Annotated in this window: 18 protein-coding genes; 6 read left to right on the top strand and 12 right to left on the bottom strand. The window is 37.6% G+C overall.

Annotated elements, in window-relative coordinates; all coding sequences use genetic code 11:
- Positions 1 to 7: 7 nt before the first annotated feature.
- Both AADJ06_RS13450 and AADJ06_RS13445 read right to left on the bottom strand, forming a co-directional pair.
- Positions 8 to 1,165 carry an ABC transporter substrate-binding protein gene (locus tag AADJ06_RS13450; RefSeq protein ID WP_341226986.1) on the bottom strand — a complete coding sequence of 386 codons (1,158 nt, stop codon included), beginning with the start codon at positions 1,163 to 1,165 and terminating at the stop codon, positions 8 to 10.
- A 1,246-nt stretch (positions 1,166 to 2,411) separates the two neighbouring features.
- A complete protein-coding gene (locus tag AADJ06_RS13445; RefSeq protein ID WP_341226985.1) occupies positions 2,412 to 2,654 on the bottom strand; it encodes a DUF6364 family protein in 243 nt (80 codons plus the stop codon).
- 51 nt (positions 2,655 to 2,705) lie between these two features.
- Here AADJ06_RS13445 and AADJ06_RS13440 point away from each other — a divergent pair, with 51 nt between their 5' ends.
- The 3 genes from AADJ06_RS13440 (at position 2,706) to AADJ06_RS13430 (ending at position 3,589) form a co-directional block, all read left to right on the top strand.
- Complete coding sequence (locus AADJ06_RS13440; RefSeq protein WP_341226984.1) at positions 2,706 to 2,834, top strand: hypothetical protein; 129 nt, start codon at positions 2,706 to 2,708, stop codon at positions 2,832 to 2,834.
- 103 nt (positions 2,835 to 2,937) lie between these two features.
- A complete protein-coding gene (locus AADJ06_RS13435; RefSeq protein ID WP_341226983.1) occupies positions 2,938 to 3,231 on the top strand; it encodes a type II toxin-antitoxin system HigB family toxin in 294 nt (97 codons plus the stop codon).
- 1 nt (position 3,232) lies between these two features.
- Entirely contained in the window at positions 3,233 to 3,589 is a 357-nt protein-coding gene (locus AADJ06_RS13430) for a helix-turn-helix domain-containing protein (protein WP_341226982.1), read from the top strand.
- Positions 3,590 to 3,712: 123 nt separating this feature from the next.
- On the opposite strand, the gene AADJ06_RS13425 is transcribed toward AADJ06_RS13430, so the two are convergent.
- Positions 3,713 to 3,988: a hypothetical protein gene (locus tag AADJ06_RS13425; RefSeq protein WP_341226981.1), complete on the bottom strand. Its 276-nt coding sequence runs from the start codon at positions 3,986 to 3,988 to the stop codon at positions 3,713 to 3,715.
- Between the two features lie 166 nt (positions 3,989 to 4,154).
- Complete coding sequence (locus tag AADJ06_RS13420) at positions 4,155 to 6,512, bottom strand: UvrD-helicase domain-containing protein (RefSeq protein ID WP_341226980.1); 2,358 nt, start codon at positions 6,510 to 6,512, stop codon at positions 4,155 to 4,157.
- 404 nt (positions 6,513 to 6,916) lie between these two features.
- On the opposite strand from AADJ06_RS13420, the gene AADJ06_RS13415 reads away from it, so the two are divergent.
- Complete coding sequence (locus tag AADJ06_RS13415; RefSeq protein WP_341226979.1) at positions 6,917 to 8,710, top strand: asparagine synthase-related protein; 1,794 nt, start codon at positions 6,917 to 6,919, stop codon at positions 8,708 to 8,710.
- Positions 8,683 to 9,336 carry a hypothetical protein gene (locus AADJ06_RS13410; RefSeq protein WP_341226978.1) on the top strand — a complete coding sequence of 218 codons (654 nt, stop codon included), beginning with the start codon at positions 8,683 to 8,685 and terminating at the stop codon, positions 9,334 to 9,336. The genes AADJ06_RS13415 and AADJ06_RS13410 overlap by 28 nt, the downstream gene beginning before the upstream one ends.
- Before the next feature lie 33 nt (positions 9,337 to 9,369).
- Here AADJ06_RS13410 and AADJ06_RS13405 read toward each other — a convergent pair whose 3' ends face one another.
- The 8 genes from AADJ06_RS13405 to AADJ06_RS13370 all read right to left on the bottom strand — a co-directional run bounded on the left by AADJ06_RS13405 (position 9,370) and on the right by AADJ06_RS13370 (position 17,951).
- Positions 9,370 to 12,567, bottom strand: a complete 3,198-nt coding sequence (locus AADJ06_RS13405; RefSeq protein WP_341226977.1) for a C25 family cysteine peptidase — start codon at positions 12,565 to 12,567, stop codon at positions 9,370 to 9,372.
- Positions 12,568 to 12,690: 123 nt separating this feature from the next.
- Positions 12,691 to 14,034 carry an acetyl-CoA carboxylase biotin carboxylase subunit gene (gene accC / locus AADJ06_RS13400; RefSeq protein WP_341226976.1) on the bottom strand — a complete coding sequence of 448 codons (1,344 nt, stop codon included), beginning with the start codon at positions 14,032 to 14,034 and terminating at the stop codon, positions 12,691 to 12,693.
- A gap of 21 nt (positions 14,035 to 14,055) precedes the next feature.
- Entirely contained in the window at positions 14,056 to 14,529 is a 474-nt protein-coding gene (accB, locus tag AADJ06_RS13395) for an acetyl-CoA carboxylase biotin carboxyl carrier protein (RefSeq protein ID WP_341226975.1), read from the bottom strand.
- A gap of 90 nt (positions 14,530 to 14,619) precedes the next feature.
- On the bottom strand, positions 14,620 to 15,189 hold the full coding sequence (gene efp, locus AADJ06_RS13390; RefSeq protein ID WP_341226974.1) for an elongation factor P: 570 nt from the start codon (positions 15,187 to 15,189) through the stop codon (positions 14,620 to 14,622).
- 23 nt (positions 15,190 to 15,212) lie between these two features.
- On the bottom strand, positions 15,213 to 16,199 hold the full coding sequence (locus AADJ06_RS13385; RefSeq protein ID WP_341226973.1) for a beta-ketoacyl-ACP synthase III: 987 nt from the start codon (positions 16,197 to 16,199) through the stop codon (positions 15,213 to 15,215).
- Between the two features lie 33 nt (positions 16,200 to 16,232).
- Positions 16,233 to 17,174: a phosphate acyltransferase PlsX gene (plsX, locus tag AADJ06_RS13380; RefSeq protein ID WP_341226972.1), complete on the bottom strand. Its 942-nt coding sequence runs from the start codon at positions 17,172 to 17,174 to the stop codon at positions 16,233 to 16,235.
- Between the two features lie 42 nt (positions 17,175 to 17,216).
- On the bottom strand, positions 17,217 to 17,402 hold the full coding sequence (gene rpmF / locus AADJ06_RS13375) for a 50S ribosomal protein L32 (RefSeq protein WP_341226971.1): 186 nt from the start codon (positions 17,400 to 17,402) through the stop codon (positions 17,217 to 17,219).
- A 21-nt stretch (positions 17,403 to 17,423) separates the two neighbouring features.
- A complete protein-coding gene (locus AADJ06_RS13370; protein ID WP_341226970.1) occupies positions 17,424 to 17,951 on the bottom strand; it encodes a DUF177 domain-containing protein in 528 nt (175 codons plus the stop codon).
- A 206-nt stretch (positions 17,952 to 18,157) separates the two neighbouring features.
- On the opposite strand from AADJ06_RS13370, the gene AADJ06_RS13365 reads away from it, so the two are divergent.
- A complete protein-coding gene (locus tag AADJ06_RS13365) occupies positions 18,158 to 18,916 on the top strand; it encodes a type III pantothenate kinase (RefSeq protein WP_341226969.1) in 759 nt (252 codons plus the stop codon).
- The last annotated feature ends 37 nt before the right edge of the window (positions 18,917 to 18,953 follow it).

Raw genomic sequence — 18,953 nt, 5'->3', positions numbered from 1 at the left:
TTATCTATTATCGCTTTACTTTCAAAAGCCTCCCTTTCTCCTTCATGCGATACAGGGAAAAGTATATCCCACGCGATGAGCCATCTTCGGTAATTGATAAATTGCCACAAATACCTTGATAATACCTCACTCCATAGAGCCTTCGTCTAAGCCAATCTACAAACAGCTCCTTATTATCATTTTCGGTATTAACTTTTTTAATTTCATTTAAAACCAAATTCATGGCATCATAGGCTTGCATAGGTGGCCATACTGAAAATGGTTCTTTGTCATATTTCGCCTCAAAATCCTTCATAAATTGATGTGCTAAGACATAATTACCATCTGCCTCCATAAAGAAAGGACACTCTGTACTTATTATAGCCCCATTTGAGTTATCAAAAAACTCGGGGTCTAATAATGTGGTAGAGCCATAGAACGGAGCTGTAATGCCCATATCTCTTGCCTCTTTCATTGCATATCCAAATTCCTTATATCCGAAGAAAACATAGGCATCTACCTCCTCACTTTTCAGGTTTCTGAGAATTTCTTTAAAATCGGTTTGTTCAGCTTCCACAGTGATTACCTTATTTTTCACATCCCTATCTGATAATAGTTCACTCACCGCCCGACTAGCAGTAGTCATAAAGTCATTTGGATAATGAAGGATAGCTACATTTTTAAGCCCCAATTCTATAATTCTTACACCTACTACTAAATTGGCTTCCTCTGTTGACTTCGCAATTTTAAAGGTGTTTTTATTTAGTTTCGACAGCGTAGCATCATTATTTAATGAATTCACTACCAATACATTATCTTCTAAAATTTGTTCTTGAACAGCCACTGTCCCATCTGTATTACTGATGAAAAGAACATCTATATCATGCTCCGCTTTTAATTTCCTGTAAGCAGGCAAAGCTTTTTCTTTTTCCCATTGGTCGTCTTCAATATAGAGATTAACCAAAGGTTCATCGCTGGCCCTAATGTCATTATACTGCTCTACAGCAAGCTGCAAGGCTTTAGATGGTCCAATTCCTAAATCAGTAGCTCTACCGGAGAGCGGTAAGATAGCTCCTATATTAATTTCTTCTACTTTGGGAGTCTTACAACCCAAAAGCACTCCCGTCAAAAGCACTAAGATGAGGCTTAAATGACGTTTAGGTATTCTTTTTAAATTCAAAAGCATTGTACTATAATCTCAAATTTCCGACTTGAGCATTCCTTTAAAGTGCCTATGGTAAAAATTCATCAAAATAGGCTATCAGGAACTACTGAACAGATGGTTTACTTGCTAGCAATAAGGATAAAAATACGGTAACATTTAGCCTTTTACTTTAATTAAGTATGATTTTAATTATAAACCATTCTCAAAACTCAAAGAAAGGCTTTTCATCTTCTACTCAAAATCAACAAACTATTTCCCGTTTTCTAGCACGACTTTCAAATTTTCAGAACGCTATCTAATAGGCTAAAATTGGACGTTTTACGCATAATACTTATACCACAAATCACTTTTTATTATCAGTACCTTAGTCACAATCAAGACAAAATATTACCGAGGAAATAAATCACCTTATCCTTAAAATAATTCTCTAATCTTTATACATACCAAGTCGAAAACCCGAGCACAATGCCAAACGCTGAGTTTCTAGGTACGGGTAACAAAACCTATGCAGAATACATAGTTATTTTCAAGACTACGACACCTCCAAAGTAGCAGAAGACCGAGGGGCAGAAAGGTAAAGCAACATGACTTCCATAGCATCTAACCGCTCCTTGATAATAATATAGAGCCATGCAAGCATTAAAATAGCTTATTATAAATATCAGAATATACTCCAAAGTCTACTAATACGAACACAGCCTGCTACCTAGCTACCAAAGCATAGCTCGCTATCACAAATAAGTAGACACCGTGGTAATTCAATTTACAAATACCAGCGGCGGAAACATGTGGCCAATGTCTGAAGTGGTTTATTGTAGGATTGTGGAGGTTTTGAAGGGTTAAATCCCTTTTTCAGGCATACTTCAATAAAAACTCGTCGGGTGCCAAAACCGAAATAGAGGAATTTTTGAAATCTTTCTTGTTTCTGGTTATAATAATATCCATATCAAGCACAGAAGCCGCTATATGAAACTGAATACCATCATCAAAATCAGGAAAAGAATAATCTTGTAAAGCTTTTATTAAACTAGCGGAACTTACACCAAGACAGTAACTAGGTCAGATAACTTCAACAATTTTTCTCTTAAGGCTAACTCGGGCGTAACCTTTTTCAAGACTAAGAGAGTAGTAGCATAAGAATGCGTGGAAGAGTAAAAATACAAGTTTTCATTTTTCTCTAAAACCATTAAAACCTCCTTTGCTAGCTTGGAGAATAAGCATCTATCAGACAGGAAATCTATGAGGATATTAGTATCTAAAAAGACTTTCATAAATGCTTTGACTCGAGGTATTCCCTTCTTGACTCGTCCACATCAAAACCTTCTGGCAAGTCTATGGAACCTGCCAACTCATTTATTAAATCAATTTTGCTAACATGCTCCTCCCCCTCTACCAATGAGCGTAGGTAGTTCTCCACTATATTAGAAAGACTTCTATCTGTACTTTTGGTGTAAGCTTTAGCTAACGATATGACTTCCATATCAACAGACAATGTAAGTTTATTTGTCATTATACGTATTCTTTTATCAAAGATACGTGCAGATATATAAATCGAGAAATTATGATATTATTCAGCCCAATGGCAACTTTTGTAACCTCACCTACAATAAGTGCCATTTTTGCCCCCGGAAAAACAAGCCGAATTAACGTAGCCCATTTCAAGGCAAGGGCAGATACCGGTGGCTTATGATGAGGGGCAAGTTCAACCCTTTGTTTACCAACTTCAAATATCTTAGAATGATAATTTACCAATATGGGAACTTTTGTGTATATTTGTATCAAATAATTATCATTTGAGGGTAATAGCAAAAAGAACATTAAGAGATTTCTGGGAAAAGCATGGTGACTGTGAGGAGCAGTTAAAGTCGTGGTTCAGGGAAACAGAAAAATCGCGATATGATAGTCTTAACGAGCTAAAAAATGATTATCCAAGTGCCAGTATTTTAAAAGAAAACAGAATTGTCTATAACATTAAAGGGAACAATTATCGTCTTATTGTAAAATTCAACTTTGAGTACCAAATCTGCTGGATAAGATTCATTGGTACCCATGCAGAGTATGATAAAATAGACGCAAACAATATTTAAAATGAGAATAGCACCCATAAGAAACGAAAAAGAATATCAAAATGCTTTAGAACAACTAGAGATGATATTTGATGCAAAAAAAGGAACAGAACAGGGAGATGAATTAGAAATCCTTTCTATTCTTATTGACCGCTACGAAAACGATAATTTCCCAATCGGAATGCCAGACCCCATAGAAGCCATAAAGTTTAGAATGGAGCAAATGGGCATGAAGCAAAAAGACCTAGCTGAAGTCGTTGGCTTTAAAAGCAGGGTAAGTGAGATTTTGAACAAAAAACGTAAGCTAACACTAGATATGATTAGAAAGCTACACACTACGCTTCATATCCCAACGGAGGTTTTAGTACAGGAGTATTAACCTGTCTCTATCTTGCTCTCCTAAACTTCTAACTTAGGAGGAATGGAATTCAGCAGATAGCTTAAGGTCAAAAAATGAATAAAAGACTCATCACCCTTTGCATAAACCTTATTTCAACTGCATTTACAGTGTATTTCTGCTACCAGAGGGATATTTATTATCTGCTCCATTTTCGTTTGTGGGCACTATTTGGATAAATGTCAATTCAAATTTCCTTACCAAATTAAAGTTGTCTTTTGTTTCTATTATTAGCCTTTCCGGGATATTGCTAATCACATTTGGAATCTCAATGGCTCTAGGATTTATCCTAATACCTGTAATTTTAATGGGTTTGGCAGGAGTTCTTACTTTGGGAATAAATTCACTTCTAATAGAGCATTTAAATGTTTCATATTTCACAGCTCTACTTACATTCCTTCTATCTATGCTCCCTTTAATAATGGTAGATTATGTAAACCATAACTCAACTTTTGATAATGCAATCCTTTACAACATTGGACTACCATTCCTTTGGCTCCTATCTGTCTCTCTCGGAATAACTCTTAGTCTTCAGAAAAAAGAAAACTCACTCCACAGCCCTCAGCTTAGCAAAACTAAGTAATAGCGTTTTCTCACCCACCGTATCAAAAACTACCGTGGCTTTGTGACTATTGCCCATCATATCCATGGCGGTAATTCTTCCAAAACCAAATTTGGCGTGCTCCACTTTTATGCCTGCTTTTAATTCAGAGGGGTTACTCGGCACAAAATCCGTAGATGGCTTATGCTCCTTCTGCGGCACCGCTCTGCTTACTGGTTTCAGTTTATTAATAACCTGCTCACGTTTAGAGGCTGAAGAAGTATTGGTACTTAATGGCCTCGTTGGCGGCATTTTGTTACCCGTAGAACTGTTATTTCCACTATTATTTGACTGAAATGAACGCAGCACATCGCTGTCATTACTAAAATGCTTTGCCGTAGGTTTGGTATCCTTTGGCATATCTAGGTATTCCTCGTCTATTTCCAGTAAAAAACGACTTGGCTCACAGTAGGTTAGTCTACCCCAGTTATAACGGCTATCGGCATAACTTAAGGTTAGGTCTTGCTCCGCTCTGGTGATTGCCACATAAAAGAGTCGGCGTTCTTCTTCCAAATCTGCTCGGTTATTCAACATCATTTGCGACGGGAAAAGGTTTTCCTCAAGTCCTACCACAAAAACATGCGAAAACTCCAAACCTTTACTCCCGTGAATGGTCATCATGGTTACGCGGTCGGCATCTCCGTCATCATCATCTGCATCGGCAGTACTGTATAGTGACACCGTCTGCAAGAAAGCAGTCAGGCTTTTATCGTCCGTTTCCTCACTGTCTACAAACTGCTTTATGGAGTTAAGCAACTCCTGAATATTCTCATACCTGGCAAGGCCTTCTACCGTTTTGTCGGCATATAGTTCACGCAGTATTCCAGTAGTTTTAGCTATATGTGTGGCCAAGCTATGAGCGTCTTTATCTTTTTCAAGCTCCAAAATGTAGCTTTGAATCATTTCGCTAAAACCTAGCAGTTTCGGTACCACGGCACCGGTCATAAACTCATTGGCATGACATACCACCTCCCAAAAAGTCTTACCAGATTCTGCAGCAGCCACCATCACTTTTGCAACGGAAGTAGCTCCTATCCCCCTTTTGGGCAGATTTATGATACGCTTAAAAGCCTCTTCGTCTTGCTGATTGACCGTAAAACGTAGGTAGGCTAGCAGGTCCTTAATTTCCTTTCTTTGGTAAAAAGATAGGCCACCTATAATTCTGTACTTAATATTTATCTTTCTTAGAGCCTCTTCAAAAGCCCTCGATTGAGCATTGGTTCGGTACAGAATCGCAAAATCCGAATTATGTAAACTGTTGGTAAGTTTTGAATCAAAAATCTTATTCGCAATAATTCTTCCCTCCTCATTATCAGAAGCGGCTTTTAAAACCTCTATCTTCTTTCCGGCATCATTATCGGTAAATACATTTTTATCCAGCTGCTCTTTATTCTTCTTAATCAGCGAGTTGGCAGCATTGACTATGTTTTTTGTAGAACGGTAGTTTTGCTCCAATTTCACCGTCACCAGCTCAGGATAATCCTTCTTAAAATTCAGAATATTCTGAATATTCGCCCCACGGAAAGCATAAATACTTTGAGCATCATCACCCACTACACAGATGTTCTGATGCACCGCTGAGAGCTTTCTGGTAATCAAGTACTGGGATACGTTGGTATCTTGAAACTCATCTACCAGCACATGTTTAAACTTATGCTGATACTTGTTCAGAATATCCAGATGGTCTCTGAAAAGCACATTGGTATTATACAGTAAATCGTCAAAATCCATGGCATTTGCCTGAAAACAACGCAGTACGTAGGTTCTGTAAATTCTACCAATCTCCGGCATTCTAGCACCCGCATCTTCCTCTCTAAAAACAGGGCTCTCATTATACATTTCATGAGACACCAAGGAGTTTTTGGCATTAGAAATCCTATTTAAAATAGCCCTAGGCTTGTAGACTTTATCGTCAAGTCCAAACTCCTTTACTATGGTTTTCACCAATGACTTGGAGTCGTCTGTATCATAAATAGAGAAGTTAGACGTGTAACCCAACACTTTACCTTCAAACCTCAAAATCTTGGCAAAAACCGAGTGAAAAGTACCCGTCCAAAGGTTTCTGGCATTCGGCCCAATGATTTTTTCAATCCTCTTTTTCATCTCCTCTGCGGCCTTATTCGTAAAGGTCAAAGAAAGAATATTAAAAGGGTCAACACCTTGCTCTATTAGCCAGGCAATTCTGTAAGTCAAAACACGCGTTTTTCCAGAACCTGCACCTGCTATAATCATCAGGGGGCCATTAGGATGTATAACCGCTTGTTTTTGGGGCGGATTAAGTTCTTCTAAGTAATTATTATTCACTGCAGTCTAAAAAATGACGAATTACAAAGATAATAATGATTGCCCTGTTCTGAATTACAATTCACTTATTTGTTCCCTTCTCCCCTTAAAGACTATTAAATAAATCTTATTAGAGATTAAATTCCTTATTTCTCCCTGTACTGTCTGAGCACTGTTTAAATTTTACTTCAAAATTATATTCAAACCATCTAATCATAAGAATTTAAACTGTGCGAGTTTACAGGGTGACGCTTTTTTTGGTTCGTTTTTTTTCGTAAAAAAAATGAATGCCGGCGGCAAGCCAAGTAAAAGGTGTGGTAGTATTGGAAAAGATACTACTCCAAGCAACCAAGACTATGAGGGCTTCGTCAAAACTCATATATTGCATATAAAGGCCAAAGCAAATAAAACTTTCCTAAAAACCATTGTCAAAATACCTCCATATACAGCAATTTAACGCCCCGCTCACTCATCCTGATTTACAGCCGATGCTTCGCAAACTGGGTTATACTTTGCTAAATAATGGGCAGGCCTTTCAGCAGTTTGGTCAAAAGCCAAAAGTGGTAGACCGTGCAAAAGAAAACTGGTTATTAGACATTTACCCCGAAAAGGACTTTTTTAGTATTGACAATTTAGATGAAATAGAAGCCGAATTTTCTGGACTCTATTTTCATAAAATGAAGTTTTCAGTAGACCTCTTTAGAGATGTTTTTGGCGTAAAAAGCCTCTACTATTATTTTAAAGATGATTTACTAATAGCCTCTAATGAGCTTAGAGCAATTTTGGCGTGCCTACCTAAAATGCCAGCTATTAACAATAGTGAAATTGCTGCTTATTTCGATGGCGATTCCGATAACGAGTTTGTGAGAGAAGACACCTTCTTTGAAAACATCAAAAGAATTTTACCGGGTCAGCGATTACATTTCAGGGCAGGAAAAATAGAAAGCAGCTTTTTCTGGAAGGCAAATTTTGAAAGAACAGAAGAGCCTGAGGAATTGGTCAAAAGATTTAGCGAACGACTTCAAAACATCACAATACAAAGAACTGAAAATCAGCAGAAAATCGCAGCTAATTTAAGTGGTGGATTAGATTCCTCTTCGCTTTGCTCCATCATTAGTCAGCAGTCAAAGGTTAACTTGAAAGGAATTTTCTTTGACAGTCAAAGTTCCGCCTCCTTTGAAAAAAAGTACGCCCAAGAAGTAGCAGAAGCAGGCAAATTCCAGTTATCAGAAGTGGTTTTGAAAGAAGATTTATACGCTTCCATACGGAAAATAACAAGGCTTACTTGCAAACCAGAAAGCATGATTATTCCATCCGCTATATTTTTGCCCATCATGAATGCCGCAGCTTTGCATGGCAGTAAGGTTTTGGTCTCTGGTCATGGCGGCGACAGTACCGTTGGTTATGGTCATGCCTATATAAAGGATTTGATAAGCAGTTTCAAGTTTAAAAAACTGCGTGAAGTACTTTTTAAGAAGTGGCTTTTAAAAGATGAGGATGACGCAGAGCCTTTCGAGGAATATCTCTTACAGCAAGTCTTTAGTCATTCTAAGGATTCTAAAGTTTTTTTGACTTTAAAAATGCTTTTATCAGCCCAGTTTAGCTATGCTCTGCTTTGGCAAAAAATAAAGTCTAATCTCAAGACAAAAGAAAATGAAATTCCTTCTATTTTGGCAGGCTTTGACTTTGAGAAATCAAAACCTTCTGCTTTGGGAGCATATTACCAAAACATCAAAAACGCACACCATTATAACTATTTCAAATATAGTTTAGTAGGTTTAGGCACACAGGCCATGGAGACTTTGGATGCATTAGGCAGGCAGTATAATTTAGTATCTACTTATCCATTTTTAGATAGGGAGTTACTAAGCCTAGCGGCCAATGTCCCGCCAGAAATCAACTTTCAAAATGGCTATCTCCGAGGAACTTTAAGAGATGCCATGAAAGGTATCTTACCAGAAAGCGTAAGACTAAGAACCAGAAAAGCTGCTTTTAATGATTTTGCGTATGAGAGTTTCCATAAACTAGAAGAAGCTTGTCGGCCAATTTTCACAGACCAACATTTGCTCTGGGAATACGTTAACAAAACAACTTATGAGTTTCACCTATCAAAAATAAAAAACGAAAACATTCCACTAAACGAAAAAGGAGCCGACCTTTGGATAAGCTTCAAAGTAATATATCTTGGTATATGGTTAAACGAATTTTATACTTCTTAGGCATTTTATCACTCTATGCCTGTTCTGACAGTCCTGTTGCTGAAAAGCCGGACAACTACTTCCCGCTTGAAGATGGACTCTTCTGGGAATATGAAGTAACAAATGTGGAGTACTCTTTAACGGAAGTACCAAAAACAGAAAGCTATTTCCTCAAAGAAAAACTTAGCAAACTCAGCGATAATGAATACAAAATAGAACAATTCACAAAGACAAACAGCTCTTCTACATATGCTCTAAACGCCACAGCACTCCTTACCAAAAGTGCCAATAAAATCATCCGAACAGATGACGGAATAGCTAGAGTCATTCTTTTTAGTAATCCCATTGAAGGACTTTCATGGGATGAAAATGAGCTAAACACTTTGGGTGAAAAAATAGTGAACGTGACTGAACTGAAAGAAAGCTTTGGAACTTATAACAACACCTTTCAAATAATAGAGAGAAAAGACTCTTCACTTATTAGTAAAGACTGTATTTACAGCGTCTATGCAGATGAAACGGGTCTTATCTACAAAGAAAACACTGATATTGAGTATTGTCAATCTTCCTCAGAATGTATCGGTAGCGGTGAAATTGACTCTGGTTTTAGTTATAAAACAACTTTAGTCAATTCCGGAAAGGAATAAAAGCCTCATTGTTACAATCCATTGGTAAAAAAGCTATCTAAGGATAACAAACCTACTGTTTAGAGTTTCCTCCTTTTGTGGCCAAACCAACTCCAATTTCACTGTATAAACTCCAGCCGAAAAGCTTTGAACTTCCAGTGTTTCGGTATTCTTACCAACAGTAGGCGTCACTTTTTTGGTATGCATTAAACGACCTTGGCTATTGTAAACACTAAGCATACTCTCCTTAGGACTTTCTGGTGATACTAACTGATAAACCACATAAGCCTCATTCCCATTTACCACAGGATTAGGGTACGTCACTATGGTGCTCTCAGCTTCTTTAGCCGCTACCACAAAGCTCGTGGTATAAGTAGCAGCCTGATTCCCAGAAAGATCTTGTCCTGTAATTTGAATTTGATAATTACCTGGCTGTAAATCTAAAAGAGTATTGGCTATTAATTCATTCTCATTATTAAAGTCAACAGAATTCACCGCGATAGGCATTTTCTCACCGGAAGACGAAATCAAATTAATAGTCAAAAGTTCAAACTGAGCATTAGCTAAAGAATTTTCATCAATTAACTTAACTTCCAAGTCAGAAGAAGCCGCGATATAGTCTCCACTTTCTAAACGCTTACTATTCACCTTAACCAAAATCAGTGGAGCTACATTGTCAGCAACGATTTTTTCGGGGTAAATACTTGTGGTTCCTGCCGCTTGCCAATTATCAAAAACTAAGCTGTAGTCGTTATTTTCAAAACTAAGTTCATTTAATCTAGCTGATGCATCATTCAGTGATAAACTAATTTTAGTAATACCTGAAAGATTCGGGATTTTAAATGCTAAAGTATCTTTTCTACCAATGGCCTGAGTGGGAAAGTCATAACTGTTAGACTCCTCCCCTCTTTCTACAATAAGCTTGGTATTGAATACTGTATTTTCATCATACCTTCCATAATTACTTACAACCGCCTTAATGAATATCGAGTCACTTTCATTGATGTTTTTTGAGGCGTCTTCTGAGTTAATTAAAAAACCATCATCCGACAAAGCAAAATCGGGAGCTTCCATAGCAAACATCTTAATAGCAGGGTCACCCTGCAAAATCATTTGATGCATGTTCGCTTTGACAAAGACATTACTTTTCAAGATATCTAAATCTCTATTGACAGCTTGTTGAATTTCTCCTAAGGTCAGTCCAATAGTCTTTGAATCTACAAATAGCTTATCATAAAGCCTATTTAAGTATAATTGGGTTGGCAACAGATAACTCCAAAACGAATTGGCAAATACGGCAATAGCCCCTTTATCTGGCGTGAGCAACCAATCTGTAGTTAAAGGGTCGTATCGGTAAAAAACATTTCCTACTCCACAGCCATTAAAAAACATTAATGGATATTTACCCTTATTATCAAAACCACGACTCAAATCAGAGCAATAACCAATATTTAAATCTATAACATTTGCGGAGCCGTGCCCTGCAAATGTTATCATTCCTACGCCCTCATTTAATTCCTCTGAAATATCAATATTTTCTACCTCTTCCAAGCTTTGCTTTCTTGCTGATTTAACATCAGCTGCCCAAAATTTGTCTATTGCTTGCTGCTTAATATTATCCAAAGTTCTGGCTAAAGAGCTAATCTCAAAGGCATCTTTCCCCCCCGATAAATGTAGAAATCTCTTCTTCCACGCTTGCCCTCTAGGTGCAGCTTCCGTTTCTTTTACCTTATCAAGGTAAGTCAATATTTGAGCATTAGTAGTTACATTAAGTCGTCCAGTAGGCATTCCAGCTACATCTTCCGACTCTCCTCCAGTACCTGCGGTCAATAAAACATCAGAACCTGGATACCCAAAAGAAGGCACTAAGTCTAAAGCCTGATTTGCTTTAAGTCCGTCTGGGAAAGAAACTCCACGGCCTAAAAGAAACAGGAATTTAGGAGCTGAGCTACCTTGCAAAAGCAAGTCAGCCATCCTTGTGATAGCCACAGGACTTCTTAAACCATAAGTAAATTGATTAAAAAGCTCGGTAGGACTAATGACCAATGTTTTATAAGCCCCACCCACCGTACTTGCTCTGTAGGCGGCATAAGCAGATGACCCTTCCTCTAAACTTTCAGGACTTATAATAATGTAATTATAATCATTCGCTACTATTTCTCGGAAGTTTACATTTTCTATTTTTTTTACATTTCTTGGAGCTGAATTGTAAAAATTCAAAGCATTCTTTTGAGATGAGAACATACCCTCCTTACTTTCATATGTTTTGACATTCCACAAGTCTGAAATATCCCATACCCCACTTTTGAGAGGATAATTAAAGCCTTTTTGACTTTTAAAGCTTTGTTCACTTTCTGCATAAGCGATATCACGAGGATAGTAAAAGTCCAAATAAGTTACCGAATACCAGTCAAAGTCACCCTGACTTATTGGGTGAAATTCTATGTTCAAATTTCCATCAAAAAGCATCCCAGACGAAAACTCAATATCTTTACTTACTTCTTCAAAGGAATCAAATATTAACGTGTCTGACTGTATAACTCCATTAAGAGCATAAAGAATTTTATGCGGTGTTCTTGAGCGGCCGTTTAGTTTAAAACTAAGCTTTGGAGTAAAATTTGTCCCTTGGAAAAAGCCACTAAGCGGGACAGTAAAGGATGAACTAGAATCAGCACTTATAATAGAACCCGACCAGCCCTCTCCTGACTCAAAATAACTTTGTTGTAAAATAGGAAGTAAACCAAGGCTATTGTTAAAAGAATACTGTTCTTCAAAGGAAACCAATGCTCGCTTTATGTAATAATTAGCATTTGGGTTTTCAGCATAGTCAAGTACCTCCATGCGTTTTCCATTACTAGACCCTACGGTCAAAAAATAAGACGACTCATCTGAGAACAAACTTTGATTTACGTTCATCCTCGCATCTGAAGGCCTGTAAACCAAAGAATCTAAATCTCCTTTATTCCGCTCGCCATAAAAAATAATCTTATCCGATAGGGCACCTTCTGCCTCTACCACCTGAATAGCCATTTCTTTACCCATATAAAACAGCTGAACATTAGCTAGATTGACATTAGCATCAAATCCACTAGACACTAAGTCCGCCACCGGCAACTCATAAACGCCATCGGCAGAAACTGTAATTTTCCAATATTCTTGATCGTAGTTAATCCAATCATTACCAAACTGGCTTTGACCAAAAGAAGACAAAATAGGAAATAAGAGAAGAAGGTATAATTTTCTTAGGTACATAAGTTCGTTGAAAGCTTAGTACTAAGATACGAGTATTTCAAAAAAATAGCTTTGTTAGCAGGCTAACTTGTGCTTTGAGAAATACGAAAACAAAAAAAGAGCCCTTTTCAGGGCTCTTTAGTCTTATAAATCAGAGAAATCAAATGTGTCTAAGAAACTGGTAGTAAATATACCGGACTTAAATGTTTCATCCTCCATCAATTTTTGATGGAATGGAATAGTGGTTTTTACACCCTCTATATAAAACTCATCTAATGCTCGTTTCATTCTCACAATCACCTCTTCTCGGCTTTGTGCCGTCACAATAACCTTGGCTATCATAGAATCATAATGTGGAGGAATAGTATAACCTACATATACGTGACTATCTACTCTTACACCATGCCCGCCAGGGAAATGCATTGATTTTATAGTCCCAGGGCATGGCCTAAAACCATTCTTTGGGTCTTCCGCATTAATACGGCATTCCATTGAAAACTTCTTTGGTTCATAGTTTTTACCAGAGATAGGAATACCAGCGGCTACTTTTATTTGCTCTTTAATAAGATCGAAATCAGTAACTTCTTCAGTAATAGGATGCTCCACTTGGATTCTAGTATTCATTTCCATGAAATAAAAGTCTCCGTGTTTATCTACTAAAAACTCTACAGTACCAGCACCTTCGTATTTAATGGCAGTTGCTCCTTTAATGGCTGCTTCTCCCATTTTCTTTCGTAATTCAGAATCAACTACCGGAGAAGGCGTTTCTTCCAAAAGTTTTTGATGTCTTCTTTGGATAGAGCAATCTCTTTCAGAAAGATGGCAAACTTTACCATAGCTATCTCCCACTACTTGAATCTCTATATGGCGAGGGTCTTCTACAAACTTTTCTAGATAAAGTCCATCATTTCCAAAAGCTGCTCCCGATTCCATTTTGGCATCATCCCACATTTTTTGAAATTCAGAATCCTTTCTGATAATTCTCATTCCTCTACCACCACCACCTGCTGTAGCTTTCACTATGACAGGGTAGCCCATTTCATTAGCAAGCTTTATTCCCTCATCTACAGATTCTAAAAGACCGTCAGAACCAGGTATTACAGGCACACCCGCTTTCTTCATGGTATTTTTAGCAGTAGCCTTATCTCCCATTTGGTTAATTTGTTCGGAGCTAGCACCAATAAATTTGATACCATAATCTTCACAAATTTTAGAGAATTCTGCATTTTCAGAAAGGAAACCATAACCAGGATGAATAGCATCCGCATTGGTGATTTCTGCTGCTGAAAGAATATTAGGGATACTTAAATATGATTTAGCACTTTGAGGAGGCCCAATACAAACCGCTTCATCAGCAAATCTTACATGCAAACTATCTCTGTCTGCTGTAGAATAAACTGCTACAGTTTTAATGCCCATCTCACGACAGGTCCTCATTATTCTAAGGGCTATTTCTCCTCTGTTGGCTATTAATAATTTCTTAAACATAGATATTATTTTAATAGAACTTTAAGAAGGGTCAACTAAGAATAGTGGCTGGTCAAATTCTACAGGAGTAGCATCATCCACTAATACTTTTACAATTTTTCCGGTAATTTCAGCTTCAATCTCATTGAAAAGCTTCATTGCCTCTACTATACAGATAACATCACCTTCTGCCATGCTATCACCTACATCTTTAAAATTTGGTTTTCCAGGACCAGCTGAACGGTAAAAAGTCCCAATCATAGGAGATTTAACTTCAATTAAACCTGCATTTGCATCCACAGGAGGTGCTGCTGGTGCTTCTGGAGCTGGTGCCGCGGCCGAAGGAGCTGCGGGCAATGCTGCCGGAGCTGGTGCCGCGACCAACTGCGTAGTTTGAACTGTAGCTCCTGTATTTCTTTTGATATGTAATTTCAATTCGGAAGTCTCGATATTCACTTCATCCAAATCCGATTTTGAAATATAATCTATTAGTTTCTGAATCTCTTTTGTCTCCATTTCTGTGAAAAGGTATTTTTTGAGTGTTACAAATGTAAAAAGAAAAAGATATCGTCAAAATTAGGAAAATCGCCTGTGTAGGCGATTTCTCTAGTTTTCTTTGACACGTGAGTCATACTCGTAGGTCCCAGTATTGACTTTAATTAATTCGTCGTTTTCAATAAAAAGAGGTACTTTAATAGTAGCACCTGTTTCCACCTCTGCAGGTTTCATTGGGCTGTTTGCAGTATCGCCTTTAAGACCTGGCTCTGTGTAACTTACCCTTAATTCTACATACATAGGAAGTTCTACCATTAACGGTGTTTCTTCTTCTGCATGAATTAAAATATCAACATTCTCCCCTTCTTTCAAAAGGTCGTTTGAAGGCACCATATCAGCAGGTAGATTTATCTGCTCAAAAGTCTCCGTATTCATAAAGTGAAAACCCATGTCGTCACTATAAATAAATTGATGCTTTCTTCTTTCAACCCTTGCTGTTACTACAGAAACACCAGCTGTAAAAGTATTGTCTAATACTTTACCAGTTCTGATATTTTTGAGTTTAGTTCTTACGAAAGCAGGACCTTTCCCTGGTTTTACGTGCTGAAATTCCGTAATAATACAAAGACTGTTATTGTATTCTATTACTAGTCCGTTTCTAAAATCTGACGTAGTAGCCATATTATAATATTATTTATTTCAATTTAATAAGCCCATTTGATATAGGCGGAACCCCAAGTAAACCCTCCACCAAAAGCTGCTAACACTATATTATCACCTTTTTTAAGTTTTGACTCAAAATCAAAAAGGCACAAAGGAATAGTAGCCGCGGTAGTGTTTCCGTATCGGTCAATGTTCATCATTACTTTTTCAGAACCAATATCCATTCTTCTGGCTGTGGCATCTATAATCCTCTTATTAGCCTGATGAGGTACTAGAAAGGCGATATCATCTCCATTGAGATTATTTGCCTCCATAATATCTGCGGCAGCATCAGCCATTTTAGTTACTGCAAATTTGAAAACAGCTTGACCCTCCTGACGAATATAATGTAAATCTGCGGCAACACTCTCTAAAGAAGCTGGAATTTTACTTCCTCCACCTTTCATAATTAAGTGATTTTCACCTGTACCGTCAGAGTGAAGTCTAAAGTCCATTAGGCCACAACCTTCTTCGTTTGGCTCTAACATTACTGCTCCAGCACCATCTCCAAATAAAATACACGTAGTGCGATCTTTCCAATCGACAATAGCCGACATCTTATCAGCACCTACTACAATAACTTTCTTGTATTTTCCTGTTTCAATAAACTGACTACCCGTAGAAAGGGCATATATAAAGCCTGAGCAAGCTGCCATGATATCAAAACTACCAATAGAGCCAATGCCAGTTTGTGTACACACTAAATTAGCTGTAGATGGGAAAAAGTAATCTGGTGTAACCGTAGCTACAATAACCAAATCAACTTCAGAAGCGTCTGTATTTGTTTTTTTCAGGAGTCCTCTAACAGCTTCGGCCGCCATGTACGAGGTTCCTAAACCTTCTCCCTTTAAAATTCTTCTTTCTTTGATTCCTGTTCTACTAACAATCCATTCGTTATTAGTATCAACCAATTTTTCTAAGTCAGCATTGGTCAGAACATCTTCTGGAAGGTAACCATGTACCCCCGTAATTGCGGCTTTCAAGCTCATAAAAGATTTTAGGTTCTTTTGATTAATAGCAGATTAGTCTCCGAAGACTTCCGCAATTTTAGCATTTACTCCGGACTCTACCTGCCTTTGAGCAAGTAAAATCATATTTTTTATTGCCACCGGCGAAGAAATACCGTGTGCTACAATAACATTCCCTTTCACTCCAATAATAGGACTTCCTCCTACTACTTCATAATTCATTCTGTCAATAAGAGGGTCTTTTATGTTTTTACTATTAGCGTATTCGTAAAACGACTCGCCCATTTTAAAAATCACATTTCCAGTAAAACCTTCCGTAACTACTACGTCGGCCACACCTTCAAAAAGATCTCTACCCTCAATATTACCAACAAAATTAATTTTATCGTTAACTTTAAGTAATTGATGCGTAGCCAGAGCTACTGCAGACCCCTTAGTTTCTTCTTCTCCTATATTAAGAAGAGCTACCTTAGGACTTTCAATCCCAAAATAGAGTTTTGCGTAAAGAGAACCAAGCTCAGCAAACTGTACCAAAACTTCTGGTTTACAGTCTGCATTGGCACCAATATCTAGCATCAAACTTGACTTACCATCCTTCATTGGAAAAAAACCAGCTATAGGCGGTCTTTGGATGTTTCCGTAAGTTTTTAAGATAAAAAGCGAGTTAACCATCATAGCTCCAGTATTACCGGCACTACACATGGCGTCAACTTGCCCAGCTTTTAAAAGCTTAAACCCAACACTAATACTAGAGTTGGGTTTCTGAGAAAAGGCTTTTGTAGGATGTTCATGCATCTCTACAACATCCTGAGCATGCTGTATAATAATTCTATCATCAGAAACACCTCTTTCTTTAAGTGCTTCTGAAATTTCATCTTCTCTGCCTACCAAAGTCAATTTAACAGAAGATGGAAGTTCTGACAAAGCCAAAAGTATACCATCAATGGCAACCTTTGGGGCATAGTCTCCTCCCATTACGTCTACTGCAATATTCATTTGGTTAGCGAGCCCTGAAGTAGTTAAGAAACTGATAAGATATTACTTATAGTCTTCTGCCACCAATTTACCTTTGTAAAAAAGGTTGCCTTCATAAACGTGAGCACGGTGACGAACATGAATTTCACCTGTAGTAGCATCTACAGACAAAGTCTTTGTTGCCAAGTTATCATGCGTTCTACGCTTATCTCTTCTCGTTTTCGAAATTTTTCGTTTCGGATGTGCCATTACTTACCTATTTAATAAAACTTATAAATCTTTTTTCAAACTTTGAAGTGCTGCCCACCTTGGGTCAATCGCTTCGTTTTTGGGCGTATTTCCCTCTTCATCAGAATCAGAAAAAACAAACCCACCTTCATCATCACTGTCTCTTAAACTTGGATGAAGCCTTTTCATTGGCAAGGCTAAACCAATATACTCAAAAATGTTTCTCGCCAGATTAATTTCGGCAGCTCCAAATGGAATCACTTCCATATCTTCAGATACTACTTCATAATCGTCACCAAATTTGTACACGTATTTCTCGTATATTTCAAATGGCTCTTCAAACTCCTCTAAGCTTCTATCACATACTAAAGTTAAAGAACCCGTTATATGCATATCTAGCCTAATCATTGTCAAAGACTTTTCAAGCTTTACATCAGCCTTAAAGTTACCTTTTTCAATGAGTTCTTGCTCAAAAGATTCAAAAAAGGCGTCATCTCCCTCAAAGTCAAATTCATGTCTTTTATTCTCAAGACCTTGAATATTTATCTGATATTTTGAATGCTCTTTCATTTCCTCGTTCTCAACAAGGCTGCAAAGGTACAACCTTTTTTAATTAAAGGGAAATTTTGGCTAGATATTTCTATTTAACTACCTCCCTTTATCTATCTAATCACAATGTAAGAAACTAAAGTATCGCCGCCAAAGGTTTGTCGACGAACTATCCGTTATTTTTATTCTGAGATATTGCTTAATTTTCACAAAAAAACACCTTTTCTATGCTTGTAGCGGATATTGGCAATACTGACATTCTTTTTGGAGTATTTGATGGTGAGCGGCTTAGCCACACTTATCGTGTGCCTTCTAAAAAAGAGGAGAGTACTGTATTTTTTGAATATGGCTTGCATAACTTCTTTTTGGAGAACAATATTTCGGCCAATCAATTCCAGAAAACAGTTTTAAGTAGTGTAGTTCCTGAATTAACACCCATTATTGAGGAAATCTTAAACAGACTGAGTATTAGTAAGACCATTGTGGTTAAAGCAGGCATCCATCCCGATGTTTCTGTTTCTATTGAAAATCCAGACGAACTAGGTCTGGACTTGTACTGCAATGCAGTTTCGGCATATAGTGCAGCTAAATCAGCATGCATTGTGGTGGATTTTGGCACGGCTCTTACTTTTACGGCTGTTAGTAATAATGGAGAGGTTTTGGGCGTAGCCATAACGCCTGGCCTAAAAACGGCGGTTTATGCTCTGTTTTCTAAAACTTCACAGCTGCCAGAGGTGCCTTTGGAGTTCCCCGATAAAGCTATTGGCAGAAACACATTAAATTCTATTCAGTCTGGGGTACTTTACGGTTATGAAGGTTTGGTAAGAAACCTATTGACCCACTTCAAAAAAGAAATAGGAACGCCTTGTAAAGTCTACGCTACAGGAGGCTTATCCTCCATATTAAAAGGACTGCAAACAGAATTTGATGATGTAGATATTAATTTGACCCTGAAAGGGCTTAGGATAATTGGTGAGGCGGTTTAGCCTTACATACAGCTATTACTTTATTTGTCAAAATTTT

The sequence above is a fragment of the uncultured Arcticibacterium sp. genome (assembly GCF_964021845.1).
Classification (GTDB): Bacteria; Bacteroidota; Bacteroidia; order Cytophagales; family Spirosomataceae; genus Arcticibacterium.
The sequence above is the reverse complement of the archived record's forward strand: the minus strand, read 5'-3'. Positions and strand labels throughout refer to the sequence as shown.

What these genes read in the sequence shown, in the direction of transcription:
- AADJ06_RS13450 (WP_341226986.1), bottom strand. Translation starts at nt 1,165, where the DNA reads ATGCTTTTGAATTTAAAAAGAATACCTAAACGTCATTTAAGCCTCATC.
- AADJ06_RS13445 (WP_341226985.1), bottom strand. Translation starts at nt 2,654, where the DNA reads ATGACAAATAAACTTACATTGTCTGTTGATATGGAAGTCATATCGTTA.
- AADJ06_RS13440 (WP_341226984.1), top strand. Translation starts at nt 2,706, where the DNA reads ATGATATTATTCAGCCCAATGGCAACTTTTGTAACCTCACCTACAATA.
- AADJ06_RS13430 (WP_341226982.1), top strand. Translation starts at nt 3,233, where the DNA reads ATGAGAATAGCACCCATAAGAAACGAAAAAGAATATCAAAATGCTTTA.
- AADJ06_RS13410 (WP_341226978.1), top strand. Translation starts at nt 8,683, where the DNA reads ATGGTTAAACGAATTTTATACTTCTTAGGCATTTTATCACTCTATGCC.
- AADJ06_RS13405 (WP_341226977.1), bottom strand. Translation starts at nt 12,567, where the DNA reads ATGTACCTAAGAAAATTATACCTTCTTCTCTTATTTCCTATTTTGTCT.
- accC (WP_341226976.1), bottom strand. Translation starts at nt 14,034, where the DNA reads ATGTTTAAGAAATTATTAATAGCCAACAGAGGAGAAATAGCCCTTAGA.
- accB (WP_341226975.1), bottom strand. Translation starts at nt 14,529, where the DNA reads ATGGAGACAAAAGAGATTCAGAAACTAATAGATTATATTTCAAAATCG.
- efp (WP_341226974.1), bottom strand. Translation starts at nt 15,189, where the DNA reads ATGGCTACTACGTCAGATTTTAGAAACGGACTAGTAATAGAATACAAT.
- AADJ06_RS13385 (WP_341226973.1), bottom strand. Translation starts at nt 16,199, where the DNA reads ATGAGCTTGAAAGCCGCAATTACGGGGGTACATGGTTACCTTCCAGAA.
- plsX (WP_341226972.1), bottom strand. Translation starts at nt 17,174, where the DNA reads ATGAATATTGCAGTAGACGTAATGGGAGGAGACTATGCCCCAAAGGTT.
- rpmF (WP_341226971.1), bottom strand. Translation starts at nt 17,402, where the DNA reads ATGGCACATCCGAAACGAAAAATTTCGAAAACGAGAAGAGATAAGCGT.
- AADJ06_RS13370 (WP_341226970.1), bottom strand. Translation starts at nt 17,951, where the DNA reads ATGAAAGAGCATTCAAAATATCAGATAAATATTCAAGGTCTTGAGAAT.
- AADJ06_RS13365 (WP_341226969.1), top strand. Translation starts at nt 18,158, where the DNA reads ATGCTTGTAGCGGATATTGGCAATACTGACATTCTTTTTGGAGTATTT.